The organism is Streptomyces sp. NPDC027672 (genome assembly GCF_055566335.1).
On the sequence record NZ_JBVHSO010000002.1, the window covers coordinates 863563 to 881455 of the forward strand.

The following is a 17893-nucleotide window of genomic DNA, read 5'->3' on the forward strand; positions in this document are numbered from 1 at the left end:
CGTCTCTTCCAGTGCCGGGTGCCGCACGTCCGGGCGCAGTCCAGCCGTCACGAGGGAGCAAGGTGTTGTCCACCGTCATCGAGCAGCCCGTCGAGGCCCGTCTCGTCGCCGCCGCACCGCGCATGCCGAACATTCCCGCCACGCTGCGCTACGACCGGCGGGACCCGTTCGCGGTGTGCATGACGTTCCCGGCACCGGCCACCCTGGAGGGTGTCGACGTGTGCTGGACCTTCTCCCGCGAGCTGCTGACGGCCGGGTTGCGGGGCCCCGAGGGCCAGGGCGACGTCCGGGTGCGGCCGTACGGGTACGACCGCACGGTGCTGGAGTTCCACGCCCCGGAGGGCACCGCGATCGTGCATGTGCGCTCGGGTGAGATACGGCGGTTCCTGGCGGCGGCCGACGCACTGGTCCCCGCCGGCATGGAGCACCTCCAGCTCGACCTGGACCACGGTCTCGCGGAGCTGATGCGGGACGCCTGCTGACCGCGGCGCGCGCGGGTGGGCGCCCGTAAAACGCGTTGACACCCCGGACCGCCCCTCCTACGGTGTACAGCGGTTCTGTTGCCGTCGATCGGAGAAGGACGTTGCTCCTCTGAGGTCATGAGACACCGCGTCACACCGGTGAGGTGTGCGTGGCGTACGACCTCGGCGTAGAGCCGTCCCCCGGCACGGGTCCGCTTCAGGACCGGTGTGCCCGGTCTCGAAGGTTTCCGCCTCGCGGTGTCTCGACACGCGTCCCCCGCATGCTCACACCTTTCGCGAGGCGCCCATGTCTGCTTCCCTCACCTGTCACTCCCTGTCCTTCGCCTGGCCCGACGGCACCGTCGTCTTCGACGGTCTGGACATCGCCTTCGGCCCGGGCCGCACCGGGCTCGTCGGCGTCAACGGATCGGGCAAGTCCACCCTGCTCAAGCTGCTCGCCGGGGACCTCGTCCCGGCCGACGGCACCGTGAAGGCCGTCGGCGAGATCGGCCACCTCCCGCAGAACATCACGCTCGACACCGCCCTCCGTGTCGACGCGGCCCTCGGCATCGCCGAGCGGCGGGCCGCCCTGCACGCCATCGAGGCGGGCGACGCGGCCGAGGAGCACTTCGAGACCCTCGGCGACGACTGGGACGTGGAGGAACGCGCCCTGGTCACGCTCGGCGAACTCGGGCTCGGCCACATCGGCCTGGACCGGACCGTCGGCGAGCTGTCCGGCGGCGAGTCGGTGCTGCTGCGGCTCGCCGCGCTGCTGCTGCGCCGCCCGGGCATCCTGCTGCTCGACGAACCCACCAACAACCTCGACCTGTACGCGCGCCGGCGGCTCTGCCAGGCCGTCGCCTCCTATCCCGGCATCCTGGTCATGGTCAGCCACGACCGGGAACTGCTGGACCTGGCCGACCAGATCGCGGAGCTGCACTCCGGCGAGGTCACCTGGTACGGCGGCAACTACTCGGCCTACGAGGAGGCGCTGGCCGTCGAGCAGAAGGCGGCCGAGCGGACGGTGCGCGCCGCCGAGGCGGACGTGCGCAAGCAGCAGCGCGAACTGGCCGACGCCCAGCTCAAACTGGCCCGCCGCAAGCGGTACGGGCAGAAGATGTGGGACTCCAAGCGGGAACCGAAGATCGTCATGGGCGGTCGCAAGCGCGCCGCCCAGGAGTCCGCGGGCAAGCACCGGGCCGTGCACCAGGAACGGCTCGCCGAGGCCCGGGAACGGCTGGACGAGGCGGTGGAGGCCGTACGGGACGACGACGAGATCCGCATCGAGCTGCCGTACACCGCCGTACCGCCCGGCCTCCGGGTGCTCACCCTGGAGGACCTGCGCACGGCGTACCAGGCGCGCGTGGACGGCGTCCTCGATCTGCGCGGACCGGAGCGGATCGCGCTCGTCGGACGCAACGGCGCCGGCAAGACGACGCTGCTGCGGACCATCGCCGGCGAGCTTCAGCCGCTGGCCGGCACGGTGACCGCGCACGTTCCGCTGCGGTTCCTGCCGCAGCGGCTGGACGTGCTGGACGACGACCTGTCGGTGGCCGAGAACGTGGCCCGGTTCGCGCCGGGCGCCACCAACAACCGGGTCCGGGCCCGGCTCGCCCGCTTCCTGTTCCGGGGCGCCCGGGCCGACCAGCAGGCGGCCACCCTGTCGGGCGGCGAGCGCTTCCGGGCAGCCCTGGCCGCGCTGATGCTGGCCGAGCCCGCGCCCCGGCTGCTGCTGCTGGACGAGCCGACCAACAACCTGGACATGGCCAGCGTCCGGCAGCTGACCACGGCGCTGGAGTCGTACGAGGGCGCGCTGATCGTGGCCAGTCACGATCTGCGGTTCCTGGAGTCGGTCGGGATCACGCGCTGGCTGCTGATGGAGGAGGGCGGACTGACGGAGACGACTCCCGAGGCGCTGGCCGGACCGGTGTGACGGGTCCGGCGGGGCGCGGCACCGGGCCGGGGTTTGGCCCCGGCCCGGGTGCCCTGCATGATGACGGACCGGCGTTCCCTCCGGGGCGCCGGCAGCCGCACCATCGCACCGATCGATTCGAAAGGTCCCTCGTGCCCAGCAAGAAGGCCCTCGTCCGCCGTCCCGGTCCCCGCCTCGCCGACGGCCTGGTCACGCACATCGCGCGGGAGAAGGTCGACACCGAGCTGGCCGGCGAGCAGTGGGAGGCCTATGTGGCGGCCCTGCGCGCGCACGGCTGGGAGACGATCGAGGTCGAACCGGCCGACGACTGCCCGGACGCGGTGTTCGTCGAGGACACGGTCGTCATGTTCCGGAACGTGGCGCTGATCACCCGGCCGGGCGCCGAGTCCCGGCGCGCGGAGACCGCCGGCGTCGAGGAGGCCGTGGCGAGCCTCGGCTGCTCGGTGAACTGGATCTGGGAGCCGGGCACGCTGGACGGCGGTGACGTCCTCAAGGTCGGCGACACCGTGTACGTCGGCCGGGGCGGGCGCACCAACGCGGCCGGCGTGCGGCAGGTCCGGGCGGCCTTCGAGCCGCTGGGCGCCCGTGTGGTGGCCGTGCCGGTGAGCAAGGTGCTGCACCTGAAGTCGGCGGTCACCGCGCTGCCGGACGGCACGGTGATCGGGCACATCCCGAAGGTGGACCGGCCGTCGCTGTTCCCGGGTTTCCTGTCGGTGCCGGAGGAGTCGGGCGCGCACGTGGTGGTGCTCGGCGGCGGCACGCTGCTGATGGCGGCGAGCGCCCCGCGCACGGCGGAACTGCTGACGGACCTCGGGCACGAGGTGGTGACGGTCGACATCAGCGAGTTCGAGAAGCTGGAGGGCTGTGTGACGTGTCTCTCGGTACGGCTGCGGGAGCTGTACGCCTGACCGGGTGATCGTTCCCGCCGACGGCACCGGGACCTGCGGGTCCGGTACCGCCGGCGGGTCTGAGGGCGGCGTGTCGGGGTAGCTGATCAGCGGTTCTTTACGGCCTTCTTAACCTACGGTTACGTAACCTACGGGTTCGTAGCCTACGATCACGTAGGGCCCCGTGCGCCGCTCGCCGGGTCACCCACCCTCCCCCTGTCGCCGTCCCCCTGGAGTTCTCCGTGACGATCACTTCCCCTCGCCTCGCCGCCCCGTCCGTCTGGACCGACGAGCGGCTGCTGTACGCCCTGGAGGAAGTGGTCGAGAAGGAACTGAACCGGCATCTGAAGGTCGCCAAGGACTGGATGCCGCACGAGTACGTGCCGTGGAGCGACGGCCGCAACTTCCCCGGTCTGTTCGAGGACGGCGAAGCCTGGGCCAAGGACCAGTCGAAGGTGACGGAGATCGGCCGGATCGCCCTCGTGGTCAACCTGCTGACCGAGGACAACCTGCCGAGCTACCACCACGAGATCGCCACGCTCTTCGGCCGCAACGGCGCCTGGGGCACCTGGGTGCACCGCTGGACGGCCGAGGAGGGCCGGCACGGCATCGTGATGCGCGACTATCTGCTGGCCTCGCGCGCGGTGGACCCGGACCAGCTCGAGCGGTTCCGCATGGCGCACATGAGCGAGGGCTTCGAGTCCGACAACAGCCACTCGATGCTGCACTCGATCGCCTACGTCGCCTTCCAGGAACTGGCCACGCGGATCTCGCACCGCAACACCGGCCACCAGTCCGGCGACCCGGTCTGCGACCGCATGCTGGCCCGGATCGCGACCGACGAGAACCTGCACATGGTCTTCTACCGCAACCTGCTCAAGTCCGCCTTCGAGCTGGCCCCCGACCTGACCATGCAGGCGGTCCGGGATGTCGTGGTGAACTTCCGCATGCCCGGACACAGCCTCCCCGGCTTCGAGCGGGCCGCCGCGCAGATGGCGATCGGCGAGGTCTACAACCTGCGCATCCACCACGACGACGTGCTCCAGCCGGTGCTCCGCTTCCTGAGGGTCATGGAGATCGACGGCCTCGGGCCCGAGGGGCTCAAGGCGCAGGAGGAGCTCGGCCTGTTCCTGGGCGGGCTGGACGCGGAGGCCGCGCGCTTCGACGAGAAGCTGGCCGCGCGCAAGGCCCGGATGGCGGCACGCGCCGCGAGCTGAGGCTCCCCGCGGGGGCCGGGCGGTGCGCCGGCGTTCTCAGCGGGCGGTGCGGTGCGTTCCCGGGGAGCGGTGCGCCGGTGTTCTCAGCGGGCGGTGCGGCGCAGCGCCAGGCGTTCCTTCTCCGACAGGCCGCCCCAGACGCCGAACCGCTCGTCGTGGGTGAGCGCGTACTCCAGACAGGCCGGGCGCAGCTCGCACATGGCACAGATGCGCTTCGCGTCGCGCACCGAGCTGCCGGGCTCCGGGAAGAAGAAGTCCGGACCGGTCTGCGCGCACAGGGCCTGTGCCTGCCAGGTGTCGTCGGCCGGGGTGATGGTTTCGATGTGCATGGCCAGAAGCCTGCCCGAGGCCGAAAAACGTTCGATCAACGCCCGCTCAACGACGGGCCCGAGGCCGCCGGCCGCCCCGATCATGCTCCCCTCGGCCCGGCAGGCGCACGGCGGCGCGCGGAGCATCGCGGAAACCGGGAATACCCGCGCGCTCACGCCGGGTGAGTGCCGGGCGGCCCGGCCCGTCGCCGCTCCCGGCGGCGGGCACCGGCGGGCGGTGCCAGACTCGGCAGTGCACGCGGACGGCACCCTGGCGAGGAGGGCCGAGATGCTCACCACCCGTTTCGTCACCGGCGCGCCCTGCTGGATCGACGTCGGCGACCCCGACCCCGACGCCGCCACCGGTTTCTACGGCGCCCTGTTCGGCTGGCGGTACCGGCCGGCGGCGCCGGACACCGGCGGTTACGGCTTCTTCGAGCTGGACGGCAGGACCGTGGCGGGCGGCGGGCGCCGGGCCGGGCCCGGACAGGAGCCGGCGGCCTGGACGGTGTACTTCCGCAGCGAGGACGCCGAGGCCACCGCCGAGGCGGCGGAACGCGCCCACGGCACGGTGCTGGTCCGCCCGGCGGACGTGCCGGGCCACGGCCGCCTGGCGGTCCTCGCCGACCCGGCGGGCGTGGCGTTCGGGATCTGGCAGCCGGGCCGGACCGAGGGCGTGGACACGACGGGCGAACCCGGCGCGCTGAGCTGGGTGGAACTGCACACACCCGACATCGCGGCGGCCGCCGCGTTCTACCGCCGGGTGCTCGGCCTGGAGACGGCCGGAGTGCCCTTCCCGGGCGGGACGTACACGTGTGTCGGCCCCGAGGGCGGCGAGGACGACGCGATGTTCGGCGGCATGGTGCCGCTGGCGGACGTGCCCGCCGAGGCGGCGGACGGGCCGTACTGGCTGCCGTACTTCGACGTGGCGGACACCGACGCCGTCGCGGCTCGGGCGCGGGACCTCGGCGGGAGGGTGCGCCTGCCCCCGACGGCCGTGGCGGGCGTGGGCCGCATGGCCCATCTCGCCGACCCGTACGGGGCCCGCTTCGCGGTGCTCACGGCCGAGCCGCCGCAGGGCTGAGCCCTACCGGGAGCGGCCGGCCGGAACTCAGGCGGAGACGCGGCGTATGAGGGTGGTCGGCAGGATCACGCCCGCCGCCGGGGTGTCCGGGGTGCCGGCCGGCGCGAGCCGCCGGTCCCGGTCGCCGGACAGGCCGCGCAGCAGCAGGCGGGCCATGAGCCGGCCCATCTCCTCGATGTCCTGCCGGACCGTCGTCAGCGGCGGATCGGTCTGCTCGGCGACCGGCAGCATGTCGTCGAAGCCGACCACGGCCACGTCCTCGGGCACGCGCCGGCCGTGCTCGCGCAGCACCCGCAGCGCACCGAGCGCGGTGAGGTCGCTGGCGGCGAAGACGGCGTCGACGTCCGGGCAGCGGCCGAGCAGTTCGCGCATGGCGCGTTCGCCGCCGGCCGGGGTGAAGTCGCTCTCCGCGACCAGCCGGGGGTCGCAGGCGCCCAGGGCCTCGGTGACGGCGTCCCGGTAGCCGTCGAGCCGGTCCGCGGCCGACGTCTGGTCCAGCGCGCCGGTGAGGTGCGCGACGCGCCGGCGGCCGAGGTCCAGCAGATGCCGTACCGCGGCGCGCGCCCCGCCCCGGTTGTCGCAGTCGACGTACACCACCCCGGGATCCTCGGCCGCGCCGGTGTCCCAGTGCGGACGGCCGCCGAACACGGTGGGCACGCCGGCGTCCCGGATCAGGCCGGGCAGCGGGTCGTCCAGGTGCAGGGAGAAGACGAGCGCGCCGTCGACGTGGCCGCCGGCGAGGTACCGGGCCACACGCGCGTGGTCGGCCCGGCCCTCGGTGAGCAGCAGCACCAGTTGGTTGTCGTGCGCGGTCAGCTCCTTGCTGATGCCGCGCAGTTGGTGGGCGAAGAAGGGGTCGGCGAAGACCCGCGCCTCGGGCTCGGCGATGACGACCGCGACCGCGTCGTGGCGCCGGGTGACGAGGCTGCGCGCCGCCTGGTTGGGGACGTAGCCCAGTTCCTCCACGGCCTGCCGGACCCGTTCGGCCAGGGACTCGCGGACTCCGTCGCCGCCGTTGACCACCCGGGACACGGTGGCCCGCGACACGCCGGCCCGCGCGGCCACGGCCTCCAGGGTGGGGCGCGACACTGCGTCGGTCACTTCGGCACTCCTCATCGGCGGCTGACGATCAGGATAGCCGCGCGACACCGGCCGGTCCGCTGCCCGGACCGATCATGAGGGGGCGCACAGGCGGGCCCGTGGCGGCCCGGCGGGCAGTGGGTGGCCGGCAGGGGCACGACAGCGGTCGCCCCTCAGGGCGAGGGCTCGTCGCGGGCGCGGCTCGGCTGGACCCGTTTCGGTTCGCCGGGCATCTTCGGGTACTCCGGCGGGTACGGCAGGTCGCCCAGGCCGTGGTCGTGTTCGTCCCGGCGGGCCAGCTCCAGGAGCGCGTCCAGGGAGTAGGCGTGGTCGTCCATGTCGGCGTGCACGTCGCCGAGTTCGGCGAACCGGGCCGGCATGGTGGCGAGGTCGAAGTCGCGCGGCTCGGCGACGCCGACCTCCTCCCAGCGCAGGGGCGCCGAGACGGGGGCGTGCGGGCGGGGACGGACGGAGTAGGCGGAGGCGATGGTGCGGTCCCGTGCCGTCTGGTTGTAGTCGAGGAAGATACGGCGCCCGCGTTCCTCCTTCCACCACTTGATGGTCACCTCCCCGGGCATCCGGCGTTCCATCTCCCGGCCGACCGCGATCGCCGCACGGCGCACCTGGGTGAAGGTCCAGCGCGGCGCGATGGGCACGAACACGTGCAGGCCCCGCCCGCCCGAGGTCTTCGGCCAGCCGCGCAGCCCGCCGAACTCGTCCAGCACGGCGCGCAGTTCACCGGCGGCGCGGGCCGCGTCCGCGTAGTCGGTGCCGGGCTGCGGGTCGAGGTCGATGCGGAGTTCGTCGGGGTGGTCGACGTCCGTGGCGCGGACCGGCCAGGGGTGGAAGGTGAGGGTGCCGTACTGGGCGGCCCACACCACGGCGGCCTCCTCGGTGGGGCACATCTCGTCGGCGCTGCGTCCGCTGGGGAAGGTGATGTGGGCGGTCGGGATCCAGTCGGGCATGCCCTTGGGGGCCCGCTTCTGGTAGAACCACTCGCCGCCGACACCGTCCGGGTAGCGCTCCAGGGTGGTGGGGCGGTCGCGCAGGGCGCGCAGGATGCCGGGCGCGACGGAGGCGTAGTACCGGGCGAGGTCCAGCTTGGTGAAACCGCGCTCGGGAAAGAACACCTTGTCCGGGCTGGACAGCCGTACCGTCCGGCCGCCCACCTCCAGTTCCACCGCGTCACCCATGCGGCCACGGTAGGCGCACCCCGCATACCTCGCATACCGGGCGGAGCCGTACGTATGCGAGCAGAATCGGTGCCATGGATCTGCCCGTCATGCCGCCCGTGAAGCCGATGCTCGCCAAGTCGGTGGTGACGATCCCGCCGGGGATGCACTACGAGGCGAAGTGGGACGGCTTCCGGTCGATCGTGTTCCGCGACGGAGCCGAGGTCGAGCTGGGCAGCCGGACCGGCAAGCCGCTGACCAGGTACTTCCCCGAGCTGGTCGCGGCGCTGCGGGAGCGGGTGCCCGAGCGGTGCGTGCTGGACGGGGAGATCGTGATCGCGCGCGACGGCCGGCTGGACTTCGACGCGCTGACCGAGCGGATCCACCCGGCGGCCTCCCGGGTGCGGATGCTGGCCGAGAAGACGCCGGCCTCCTTCGTCGCCTTCGACCTGCTGGCGCTGGACGACCACGCCCTGCTCGACGTGCCCCTGACCGACCGGCGCGCCCTGCTGGACCGGGCCCTCGCCGGGGCGTCCCCGCCGGTGCACCTGGCGCCCTCCACGGCCGACATCGAGGTGGCCCGGCGGTGGTTCGAGCAGTTCGAGGGCGCCGGTCTGGACGGGGTCGTGGCCAAACCGCCCGGCCTGCGCTACCTCCAGGACGAACGGGCCATGTTCAAGATCAAGCACGAGCGGACGGCGGACGTCGTCGTCGCCGGGTACCGCCTCCACAAGAGCGGCCCGGTGGTGGGCTCGCTGCTGCTGGGCCTGTACGACGAGCAGGGCCGGCTCCAGCACGTCGGCGTGTCGGCCGCGTTCTCCATGAAGAAGCGCGCCGAACTGGTCGAGGAGCTGGCGCCGCTGCGCATGGACGACGCCGCCGGGCACCCGTGGGCCGCCTGGACCGACGAGGCCGCGCACGAGACGGCCCGGCTGCCGGGCGCACCGAGCCGCTGGTCCGGCAAGAAGGACCTGTCCTGGGTGCCGCTGCGGCCGGAGCGGGTGGCCGAGGTGGCCTACGACCACATGGAGAACGGACAGCGGTTCCGGCACACCGCCCGCTTCCGCCGCTGGCGCCCGGACCGCACACCGGACGGCTGCACCTACGCCCAGCTGGAGGAGCCGGTGCGCTACGACCTGGCGGAGATCCTCGGCGAGAAATAACTCCGGCACGCACGGCTACGGCTACGGCTACGGCTACGGCTACGGCTACGGCTACGGCTACGGCTGCATGAGGATCTTGACGGCGCCGTCCTGCTTGCGCTGGAACATCTCGTACGCGTGCGGGGCCTCCGCCAGCGGCAGCCGGTGCGTGGCGAAGTCGTCGACGCCGAGCGGGTCCTCGTCCGTGAGGTAGGGGATGATCTGGTCGGTCCAGCGGCGGACGTTGGCCTGGCCCATGCGGAGCTGGATCTGCTTGTCGAAGAGGGTCAGCATCGGCATCGGGTCGGCCATGCCGCCGTAGACACCGCTGAGCGAGATCGTGCCGCCCCGGCGGACCAGGTCGATCGCCATGTACAGGGCGCCGAGCCGGTCGATGCTGAAGCGTTCGGCCAGGGGCGCGCTGAGCTTGCGGGGCATCAGCGAGGTGGCGGTCTGGGCCAGCTTGGCGGCGGCGCTGCCGTGCGCCTCGGTGCCGACGGCGTCGATCACCGCGTCCGGGCCCCGGCCGCCGGTCACGTCCCGGATCGCGTGCACCAGCGCCTTCTCGTCGTCGAAGGCCCGCAGGTCGTACGTCTCGATCCCGCGCCGCTGCGCCCGGGCCAGCCGCTCGGGCACCAGGTCGACGCCGATGACCCGTTCGGCGCCGCGGGCCCGGGCGATCCGGCAGGCCATGTCACCGATCGGGCCGAGGCCGAGGACCGCGAGGGTGCCGCCGGGCGGGACGGCGGCGTACTCGACGGCCTGCCAGGCGGTGGGCAGCACATCCGAGAGGTAGACGAAGCGGTCGTCCGCCGGGCCCTCGGGCACCTTGACCGGCCCGAACTGCGCCTGCGGGACGCGCAGGTACTCGGCCTGGCCCCCGGGCACGGCGCCGTACAGCCGGGTGTAGCCGAACAGCGGGGCGCCCATGCCCTCGCCGGTGACCTGCGTGGTCTCGCACTGGGTGGGCAGTCCGGTGTCGCACATGAAGCAGTGCCCGCAGGCGATCTGGAACGGCACCACGACCCGGTCGCCGGGACGCAGGTTCGGCACCTCGGGGCCGACCTCCTCCACGATGCCCATGGGTTCGTGCCCGAGGATGTCACCGGGCGTCATGAACGGGGTGAGCACCTCGTACAGATGCAGGTCGGAGCCGCACAGTCCGGTGGACGTGACACGGATGACGGCGTCCGTGGGTTCCTCGATCCGCGGATCGGGCACGTCCTCGACCCGGACGTCCCGCTTGCCCTGCCAGGTGACTGCCTTCATAAGCCGCGCTCCCTTGGTCGCGTACGACTGCGTCCCGTGTCTGAGGGCGGCCGGGTACCCGGACCCGCCGCCGCCGAACCCGGGCGGCGCGGTCAGCCCGGGGCGGCCGCCGGTTCGGCCGGGTTGCGCAGTTCCTCCGCCGCGTCGGCGACCCGGCGGATCAGGTCGAAGAAGACGGTCTGCTCCGCGGCGGAGAGCGGGCCCAGGAACACCTGGTTCATCCGGGCGGTGCGCACGCTGAGCCTGCGGTGCGTGCGCAGCCCCTCGTCGGTGAGGCGGAGCAGGAAGCGCCGGCCGTCCCGCGGGTCGCGGACCTTGTGCAGCAGTGCGCGGCGGTCGAGCCGGCTGATCACCTCGGCGATCGTCGACCGGTCCAGGCCGACCCGCTCCCCCACCGTCCGCTGGTCGAGTCCCGGCTCGGCGACGAGCGTGTTCAAGACGGCGAACTGCGGTGAGGTGATCTCCTCCGAGACCATCGTGTTCCACAGCAGGTGGTGCGCCTGCTGGAGCCGCCGGGCCAGGTGCCCGGGATGGGTGGCGAGGTCCACCGCGGCCATGTGCGCTCCCTGATCAGTTCGTAGGTGCACTGAACGATACCCGGCTCCGGAACCGGCCGCCTCACCACGTGGCCGGGGAAAATCCAGGTCTTGACGGCCCTCGCCCGCGGTGGCAGCGTGAGCGGCACCTCGGCGAAATGCTCAGTGCGCTGACTATCGACGCGCTGACGGACGGAGAGACGGAGCTTTCGGGATGGACAAGGTGGTGGCCACGGCTGACGCGGCGGTGGCCGATGTGCCGGACGGCGCGTCCCTCGCCGTCGGCGGGTTCGGGCTCAGCGGTGTGCCGAACGTGCTGATCCAGGCGCTGTACGAGCGCGGCGTCGGCGGGCTGAGCGTGGTGTCGAACAACTGCGGCGCGCTGGACTCCGGGCTCGCGGTGCTGCTGGCCGCGGGCCGGATCACCCGGGTGACCGGCTCGTACATCGGCGGCAACAAGGAGTTCGCCCGCCAGTACCTGGGCGGTGAACTGGAGCTGGAGCTGATCCCGCAGGGCACGCTCGCCGAGCGGCTGCGCGCGGGCGGCGCCGGCATCCCGGCCTTCTACACCCCGGCCGGCGTCGGCACCCAGGTCGCCGAGGGCGGGCTGCCCTGGCGCTACGACGGCTCGGGCGGGGTCGCCCTGGCCTCGCCGCCGAAGGAGGTGCGGGAGTTCGACGGCGTGGAGTACGTGCTGGAGCGCGGGATCCGCACCGACTTCGCGCTGGTCAGGGCCGCGCGCGGGGACCGGCACGGCAATCTGGTGTTCCGCAGGTCGGCCCGGAACTTCAACCCGCTGGCCGCGATGGCCGGGCGGATCACGATCGCCGAGGTGGAGGAGCTGGTCGAGCCCGGCGCGATCGATCCGGACACGGTGCACGTGCCGGGCGTCTTCGTGCAGCGGGTGGTGCCGCTCACCCCGGAGCAGGCGGCGGACAAGCGGATCGAGTTCCGGACGGTGAGCGGCTGATGGCCTGGACACGTGAGCAGATGGCGGCCCGCGCGGCCCGCGAACTGCGGGACGGCCAGTACGTGAACCTCGGGATCGGACTGCCGACCCTGATCCCGAACCACCTGCCCGAGGGCGTCGAGGTGGTGCTGGAGTCGGAGAACGGCATCCTGGGCACGGGCCCGTACCCCGCCGAGGACCGGGTCGACCCGGATCTGATCAACGCGGGCAAGGAGACGGTGACGGTCCTGCCGGGCGCGTCCTTCTTCGACTCGGCGCTGTCCTTCGCGATGATCCGGGGCGGGCACATCGATGTGGCCGTGCTGGGCGCGATGCAGGTCTCCGCCGGCGGCGACCTGGCCAACTGGGCGGTGCCCGGGAAGCTGGTCACCGGGATCGGCGGCGCGATGGATCTGGTGCACGGTGCCCGCCAGGTGATCGTGGTGATGACGCACACGGCGAAGGACGGTTCGGCGAAGATCCTCAAGGAGTGCACGCTGCCGCTCACAGGCAAGGCGTGTGTGAACCGGGTCATCACCGATCTGGCGGTGTTGGACGTCATGGACGGTGGACTCCGGCTGACGGAGACCGCGCCGGGTGTGAGCGTGGACGAGGTCGTCGCCCGGACCGATGCGGAACTCACCGTTGCGGAGGATCTGCTGTGAACCCCGCTCACACCAACGATCCCGCGCACGCCGACAAGGCTGTGAACCCCGGCGAGCCTGTGAACCCCACCCACCCTGTGAACCCGAGCAAGCCTGGGAACCCCGGCAAGCCCCTGTACGCCGGCAAGCCCGTGTACATCGTGGACGCCGTCCGCACGCCGTTCGGCCGTTACAACGGCGGCCTGGCCGCCGTCCGCCCCGACGACCTGGCCGCCCACACCCTGCGCGCCCTCCTCGCCCGCACCCCGGACCTGGACCCGGCCCGCATCGAGGACGTGTACTTCGGCAACGCCAACGGCGCCGGCGAGGAGAACCGCAACGTCGCCCGCATGGCCGCCCTGCTCGCCGGACTGCCCACCTCCGTGCCCGGCGTGACCGTGAACCGGCTGTGCGCCTCCGGTCTGGAAGCGGTGATCCAGGCCGCCCGCGCCATCGCGACGGGCGATGCCTCCATCGCCGTGGCGGGCGGGGTGGAGTCCATGACGCGCGCGCCGTACGTCCTGCCCAAGGCGGACCAGCCGTTCCCGGCCGCGCACACCGAGCTGTACTCGACCACGCTCGGCTGGCGCATGGTCAACCCGCGCATGGACCCGCAGTGGACCATCCCGCTGGGCGAGAGCGCCGAGCTGATCGCCGACAAGCACGGGATCACCCGCGAGCAGCAGGACGCCTTCGCCCTGGACTCCCACCGCAAGGCCGCCGCCGCCCAGGAACAGGGCCTCTTCGACGCCGAGCTGACGTCCGTGCCGGTGCCGCGGCGCAAGGGCGAGCCGGTCGGTTTCGCCGCCGACGAGTGCGTGCGGCCGGACGCCTCCCTCGCCGCGATGGCGAAGCTGCGGCCCGCCTTCCGCGCCGAGGGCGGCACGGTCACCGCGGGCAACTCCTCGCCGCTCAACGACGGCGCGGCGGCCCTGCTGCTCACCGACGAGGAGGGGCTGAGGGCCACCGGCCGGGAGCCGCTGGCCCGGATCAGCGCGACCGGTGTCTCCGCGACCGACCCGCGGTACTTCGGTCTGGCCCCCGTGGAGGCGGTCGGCCGGGCCCTGGCCAAGGCGGGCAGGGACTTCGCCGACCTGTCGGTGCTGGAGCTGAACGAGGCGTTCGCCGCGCAGGTGCTCGGCTGTCTGGCGGAGTGGCCGCGGTTCGACCCGGCGGTCCTCAATCCGCAGGGCGGCGCCCTCGCGCTCGGCCACCCGCTCGGCGCCTCCGGTGCCCGGCTCGCCGGAACCGTCGCCCACCAGCTTGCCCGCCGGGGCTCCGGGACCGGCGTGGCGACCCTCTGCATCGGCGTGGGCCAGGGCCTCGCCCTCGTCCTCGAACGCTAAGGAAACGTCAGGTACTCCGATGACCCTCACCCAGTACGACATCGACCAGGAGATGGCCGCCGCGCACGCCGCGTACGGCAAGCGCGTCGCCGACGGTGCCCCGGCCGAGCACCACCCGCGCCGCGACTACGCGCCGTACCGGTCCTCCGTGCTGCGCCACCCGAAGCAGCCCCTGGTCGCGATCGACACGCGCCGGGACCCGGAACTGGTGGAGCTGCGCTCCCCCGCCTTCGGCGAGCGCGACCTCACCGGCATCGACAACGACCTGACCCGGCAGCACGCCGGGGAGCCGATCGGCGAGCGCATCACGGTCTCCGGGCGGCTGCTGGACCGTGACGGGCGCCCGGTGCGCGGCCAGTTGGTCGAGATCTGGCAGGCCAACTCGGCCGGCCGCTACGCCCACCAGCGCGAGCAGCACGACGCGCCGCTGGACGCGAACTTCACCGGCTTCGGCCGCACCCTCACCGACGCCGACGGCCGCTACCACTTCACCACCATCCAGCCGGGCCCCTACCCGTGGCGCAACCACGTCAACGCCTGGCGCCCGGCCCACATCCACTTCTCGGTGTTCGGCACGGCGTTCACCCAGCGGCTGGTGACCCAGATGTACTTCCCGAACGACCCGCTCTTCCCGTACGACCCGATCCTGCAGTCGGTGACGGACGACGCGGCCCGGCAGCGGCTGGTGGCCACCTACGACCACGGTCTGTCGGTGCCGGAGTTCTCCCTCGGCTACCGCTGGGACATCGTGCTGGACGGCCCGGCCGCCACCTGGACGGAAGAAGGACGCTGAGCACCATGACGATCATCGACCCGGGCAGCCCCGAGCAGGTGCTGCCCACCCCGTCCCACACGGTCGGCCCGTTCTACGGCTACGCGCTGCCGTTCCCCGGCGGCGAGGAGATCGCCCCGCTCGGCCACCCGGACACGGTCACCGTGCACGGGTACGTCCTCGACGGCCACGGCGACCCGCTGCCCGACGCGCTGGTCGAGGTGTGGGGCCCGGGTCCCGACGGCACGGTGCCCCGGGTGGACGGCTCCCTGCGCCGCGACCCGGCCACGGGCGGCTTCCTGGGCCGCAACGGCGTGGAGTTCACCGGCTGGGGGCGGATCCAGACCGACGCGAACGGCCACTGGTACGCGCGCACCCTGCGCCCCGGCGCGCGCGGGCAGAACGCGCCGTACCTCAGCGTGTGCGTCTTCGCGCGCGGTCTGCTCGTCCATCTGTTCACCCGTATCTACCTGCCGGGGAACGCGGCCGCGCTGGCCGCCGACCCGCTGCTCACCCGGGTGGGCGACCGCCGCGGCACGCTGATCGCGGGCGACGAGGGCGGCGGCACCTACCGTTTCGACATCCGCCTTCAAGGCGAAGGCGAGACGGTCTTCCTGGAGTACCAGTGACGTTCGCATCCCCGCCGTACGCCGACACCGGTCTGCTCGCCCCCGAGTGGGGGCCGTCGCCCGCCGCGGCGGAGACCGGCGACCACGCCTATCTGCGGGCCCTGCTCGACGCGGAGGCCGCGCTGACCCGGGCGCAGGCCGCGCTGGGGCTCGCTCCGGCCGCGGCCGCGGCGGCGGTGACCGAGGCGGCCGACCCGGCCCGGTTCGCCATCCGCTCCCTGGCGGCCCGGACCGCGGACGGCGGCAACCCGGTCATCCCGCTGGTCGCCGACCTGACCACGGCGGCCGGCCCGGAGTACGGCCCGTACGTGCACCGGGGCGCCACCAGCCAGGACATCATGGACACGGCGACGATGCTGGTCGCCGTGCGCGCCCTCGGCCCGGTCCTGGCCGACCTCGGCCGTACCGAGCGGGCGCTGGCGGACCTCGCCGCCGGGCACCGGGACACGGTGCAGCCGGGCCGGACGCTCACCCAGCACGCCGTGCCGACCACGTTCGGGCTGAAGGCGGCCGGCTGGCGGGCGCTGGTGCTGGACGCCCGCGACCGCGTCGCCCGGGTGCGCGAGTCGCTGCCCGTCCAGCTCGGCGGGGCGGCCGGCACCCTGGCGGCGTTCCGGGAGTACGGCGCCACGGACGCGGCCGCCCTGCTGCGGGCGTACGCCCGTGAAACCGGGCTCGCCACGCCGGAGCTGCCCTGGCACACGCTGCGCACACCGGTCGCGGACCTCGCCGGGTGCCTGGCGTTCACGGCGGGCGCGCTGGGCAAACTCGCCGTGGACGTGCTGACGTTGTCGCGCACCGAGATCGGCGAGGTGGGCGAGGGCAGCGGCGGCGGCTCGTCCGCGATGCCGCACAAGGCGAACCCGGTGCACGCCACCCTCCTCGCCTCCGCCGCGCGGCGCGCTCCCCAGCTCGCGGCCACGCTGTACGGCGCGCTCGCCGCCGAGGACGAGCGGCCGGCCGGTGCCTGGCACGCCGAGTGGGAGCCGCTGCGCGACCTGCTGCGGCTGGCGGGCGGCGCCGCCTGGCACGCGGCCGGGCTGGCCGAGGGTCTGCGGGTGCACCCGGACGCGATGCGCCGCAACCTCGGCCTGACCCGGGGACTGATCGTCTCCGAGCGGCTGTCCGCCGCCCTCGCGCCCGTCCTCGGCCGGGCCCGCGCCAAGGAACTGCTGACCGAACTGGCCCGCCGCGCCCACGCCGAGGACCGTCCGCTGCGCGAACTCCTCGCCGAGCGGCAGGAGTTGCGGGACGTCGACCTGGACGACCTGACCGACCCCGCCCACTACACCGGCTTCGCCGGCGATCTCACCGACCGTGCCCTGGAGCGACGTTGACCGCGACCCTCCTCAACCACCGCGCCGAAGGACCGGCTTCCGCGCCGCCGCTGCTGCTCGGGCCGTCGCTCGGCACCTCGCTCGCCCTGTGGGACGGGGTCGCGCCCGAGCTGTCCGCCGGCCACCGGGTGATCCGCTGGGATCTGCCCGGGCACGGCGGTTCGGCGGCGGAGCTGATCGCGGCGGGCGCGACCGTCGGCGACCTGGCCGGGCTGGTGCTGGCGCTCGCCGACGCGCTCGGCGCCGACCGGTTCGCCTACGCGGGCGTGTCCCTGGGCGGCGCGGTCGGCCTGCACTTGGCGGTGCACCATCCCGAGCGGCTGTCCTCGCTGGCCGTGCTGTGCTCCTCCGCCCACTTCGGCGGTGCGGCGCCCTGGCGGGAGCGGGCGGAGCGGGTGCGCCGGGAGGGCCTCGGGTGGCTGGCCGAGACCGCCGACGCGCGCTGGTTCACGCCCGGGTTCAGCGTGCCGGAGCTCGTGCGGGACCACCGGACGGCCGACCCGGAGGCGTACGCCGCCTGCTGCGACGCGCTCGCCGCGTTCGACCTGCGCGACCGGCTCGCCGAGATCACCGTACCGACGCTCCTGGTGGCCGGCCGGGAGGATCCCGCGACACCGCCGGCGCACCTGCGGGAGATCGCGGACGCGGTGCCGGGGGCGACGCTGGTGGAGCTGCCCGGCGCCTCGCATCTGGCGCCGGCGCAGGTTCCGCGGGCCGTGCTCGGGGCGCTCGCCGCCCACCTCGACGGGCCGCCGGCGAGCGGGCTGGCGGTGCGCCGGGAGGTGCTGGGCGACGCCCACGTGGACCGCGCGCAGGCCCGGCAGACCCCGTTCACCGCGCGGTTCCAAAACTTCATCTCCCGCTACGCCTGGGGTGAGATCTGGACCGATCCGACGCTGTCGCGCCGCGAACGGAGCATGATCACGCTGACGGCGCTGGTCGCGCACGGCCACTACGACGAGCTGGCGATGCATGTGCGGGCGGCGCGGCGGAACGGGCTGACGCCCGAGGAGATCGGCGCGGTGCTGCTCCAGACCGCCGTGTACTGCGGGGTGCCGGCCGCCAACTCGGCGTTCGCCACGGCCCAGCGGGTGCTCGCCGAGGAGGAGACGGACTGAACCGCGCGC

Annotated in this window: 18 protein-coding genes; 13 read left to right on the top strand and 5 right to left on the bottom strand. The window is 73.5% G+C overall.

The window, feature by feature from the left end; genetic code table 11:
* Positions 1–65 precede the first annotated feature (65 nt).
* The 4 genes from ssgD (at position 66) to ACZ4SV_RS08165 (ending at position 4498) form a co-directional block, all read left to right on the top strand.
* On the top strand, positions 66–482 hold the full coding sequence (ssgD, locus tag ACZ4SV_RS08150; RefSeq protein ID WP_365876494.1) for a spore wall synthesis regulator SsgD: 417 nt from the start codon (positions 66–68) through the stop codon (positions 480–482).
* Between the two features lie 286 nt (positions 483–768).
* Complete coding sequence (locus ACZ4SV_RS08155; RefSeq protein ID WP_468002412.1) at positions 769–2394, top strand: ABC-F family ATP-binding cassette domain-containing protein; 1626 nt, start codon at positions 769–771, stop codon at positions 2392–2394.
* Between the two features lie 131 nt (positions 2395–2525).
* The gene (ddaH, locus tag ACZ4SV_RS08160; RefSeq protein ID WP_397935589.1) at positions 2526–3302 is read left to right on the top strand and encodes a dimethylargininase; all 777 of its coding nucleotides are present in this window, start codon (positions 2526–2528) and stop codon (positions 3300–3302) included.
* A 221-nt stretch (positions 3303–3523) separates the two neighbouring features.
* Entirely contained in the window at positions 3524–4498 is a 975-nt protein-coding gene (locus ACZ4SV_RS08165; protein WP_365876488.1) for an acyl-ACP desaturase, read from the top strand.
* Between the two features lie 83 nt (positions 4499–4581).
* Here ACZ4SV_RS08165 and ACZ4SV_RS08170 read toward each other — a convergent pair whose 3' ends face one another.
* Complete coding sequence (locus ACZ4SV_RS08170; RefSeq protein ID WP_468002415.1) at positions 4582–4827, bottom strand: WhiB family transcriptional regulator; 246 nt, start codon at positions 4825–4827, stop codon at positions 4582–4584.
* Positions 4828–5095: 268 nt separating this feature from the next.
* Between ACZ4SV_RS08170 and ACZ4SV_RS08175 the strand changes: the two genes are divergently transcribed.
* Positions 5096–5890: a VOC family protein gene (locus ACZ4SV_RS08175; protein WP_468002417.1), complete on the top strand. Its 795-nt coding sequence runs from the start codon at positions 5096–5098 to the stop codon at positions 5888–5890.
* A 27-nt stretch (positions 5891–5917) separates the two neighbouring features.
* Here the strand turns inward: ACZ4SV_RS08175 and ACZ4SV_RS08180 are convergent, their stop codons facing one another.
* Together ACZ4SV_RS08180 and ligD are read right to left on the bottom strand one after the other, a co-directional pair.
* Positions 5918–6991, bottom strand: coding sequence for a LacI family DNA-binding transcriptional regulator (locus ACZ4SV_RS08180; protein WP_468002419.1), 1074 nt, complete (start codon positions 6989–6991; stop codon positions 5918–5920).
* Positions 6992–7143: 152 nt separating this feature from the next.
* Positions 7144–8163 carry a non-homologous end-joining DNA ligase gene (ligD, locus tag ACZ4SV_RS08185; RefSeq protein ID WP_365876480.1) on the bottom strand — a complete coding sequence of 340 codons (1020 nt, stop codon included), beginning with the start codon at positions 8161–8163 and terminating at the stop codon, positions 7144–7146.
* 74 nt (positions 8164–8237) lie between these two features.
* On the opposite strand from ligD, the gene ACZ4SV_RS08190 reads away from it, so the two are divergent.
* Complete coding sequence (locus ACZ4SV_RS08190) at positions 8238–9305, top strand: ATP-dependent DNA ligase (RefSeq protein ID WP_468002421.1); 1068 nt, start codon at positions 8238–8240, stop codon at positions 9303–9305.
* Between the two features lie 57 nt (positions 9306–9362).
* On the opposite strand, the gene ACZ4SV_RS08195 is transcribed toward ACZ4SV_RS08190, so the two are convergent.
* Both ACZ4SV_RS08195 and ACZ4SV_RS08200 read right to left on the bottom strand, forming a co-directional pair.
* The gene (locus ACZ4SV_RS08195) at positions 9363–10553 is read right to left on the bottom strand and encodes a zinc-dependent alcohol dehydrogenase (RefSeq protein WP_397972617.1); all 1191 of its coding nucleotides are present in this window, start codon (positions 10551–10553) and stop codon (positions 9363–9365) included.
* 92 nt (positions 10554–10645) lie between these two features.
* Complete coding sequence (locus ACZ4SV_RS08200) at positions 10646–11110, bottom strand: MarR family winged helix-turn-helix transcriptional regulator (RefSeq protein WP_365876474.1); 465 nt, start codon at positions 11108–11110, stop codon at positions 10646–10648.
* A gap of 193 nt (positions 11111–11303) precedes the next feature.
* On the opposite strand from ACZ4SV_RS08200, the gene ACZ4SV_RS08205 reads away from it, so the two are divergent.
* The 7 genes from ACZ4SV_RS08205 (at position 11304) to pcaDC (ending at position 17884) form a co-directional block, all read left to right on the top strand.
* Positions 11304–12059, top strand: coding sequence for a CoA transferase subunit A (locus ACZ4SV_RS08205; RefSeq protein ID WP_468002424.1), 756 nt, complete (start codon positions 11304–11306; stop codon positions 12057–12059).
* A complete protein-coding gene (locus ACZ4SV_RS08210) occupies positions 12059–12703 on the top strand; it encodes a CoA transferase subunit B (RefSeq protein WP_468002426.1) in 645 nt (214 codons plus the stop codon). Before ACZ4SV_RS08205 ends, ACZ4SV_RS08210 begins: the two co-directional genes overlap by 1 nt.
* Positions 12704–12816: 113 nt before the next feature.
* Positions 12817–14028: a thiolase family protein gene (locus tag ACZ4SV_RS08215; RefSeq protein WP_365876496.1), complete on the top strand. Its 1212-nt coding sequence runs from the start codon at positions 12817–12819 to the stop codon at positions 14026–14028.
* Between the two features lie 19 nt (positions 14029–14047).
* Positions 14048–14821 (top strand): protocatechuate 3,4-dioxygenase subunit beta, encoded by a 774-nt coding sequence (gene pcaH / locus ACZ4SV_RS08220; protein ID WP_468002428.1) that lies wholly within the window; start codon positions 14048–14050, stop codon positions 14819–14821.
* 5 nt (positions 14822–14826) lie between these two features.
* Positions 14827–15429 (top strand): protocatechuate 3,4-dioxygenase subunit alpha, encoded by a 603-nt coding sequence (gene pcaG, locus ACZ4SV_RS08225; protein ID WP_468002430.1) that lies wholly within the window; start codon positions 14827–14829, stop codon positions 15427–15429.
* A complete protein-coding gene (gene pcaB, locus ACZ4SV_RS08230) occupies positions 15426–16766 on the top strand; it encodes a 3-carboxy-cis,cis-muconate cycloisomerase (protein ID WP_468002432.1) in 1341 nt (446 codons plus the stop codon). Before pcaG ends, pcaB begins: the two co-directional genes overlap by 4 nt.
* Positions 16763–17884, top strand: a complete 1122-nt coding sequence (gene pcaDC / locus ACZ4SV_RS08235) for a bifunctional 3-oxoadipate enol-lactonase/4-carboxymuconolactone decarboxylase PcaDC (protein WP_468002434.1) — start codon at positions 16763–16765, stop codon at positions 17882–17884. Before pcaB ends, pcaDC begins: the two co-directional genes overlap by 4 nt.
* Positions 17885–17893 lie beyond the last annotated feature (9 nt).

Coding starts and splice junctions, on each gene's coding strand:
- pcaH (WP_468002428.1), top strand. CDS start 14,048: ATGACCCTCACCCAGTACGACATCGACCAGGAGATGGCCGCCGCGCAC.
- ACZ4SV_RS08175 (WP_468002417.1), top strand. CDS start 5,096: ATGCTCACCACCCGTTTCGTCACCGGCGCGCCCTGCTGGATCGACGTC.
- ligD (WP_365876480.1), bottom strand. CDS start 8,163: ATGGGTGACGCGGTGGAACTGGAGGTGGGCGGCCGGACGGTACGGCTG.
- pcaG (WP_468002430.1), top strand. CDS start 14,827: ATGACGATCATCGACCCGGGCAGCCCCGAGCAGGTGCTGCCCACCCCG.
- ACZ4SV_RS08195 (WP_397972617.1), bottom strand. CDS start 10,553: ATGAAGGCAGTCACCTGGCAGGGCAAGCGGGACGTCCGGGTCGAGGAC.
- ACZ4SV_RS08200 (WP_365876474.1), bottom strand. CDS start 11,110: ATGGCCGCGGTGGACCTCGCCACCCATCCCGGGCACCTGGCCCGGCGG.
- ACZ4SV_RS08190 (WP_468002421.1), top strand. CDS start 8,238: ATGGATCTGCCCGTCATGCCGCCCGTGAAGCCGATGCTCGCCAAGTCG.
- ACZ4SV_RS08210 (WP_468002426.1), top strand. CDS start 12,059: ATGGCCTGGACACGTGAGCAGATGGCGGCCCGCGCGGCCCGCGAACTG.
- ACZ4SV_RS08155 (WP_468002412.1), top strand. CDS start 769: ATGTCTGCTTCCCTCACCTGTCACTCCCTGTCCTTCGCCTGGCCCGAC.
- ACZ4SV_RS08205 (WP_468002424.1), top strand. CDS start 11,304: ATGGACAAGGTGGTGGCCACGGCTGACGCGGCGGTGGCCGATGTGCCG.
- ACZ4SV_RS08170 (WP_468002415.1), bottom strand. CDS start 4,827: ATGCACATCGAAACCATCACCCCGGCCGACGACACCTGGCAGGCACAG.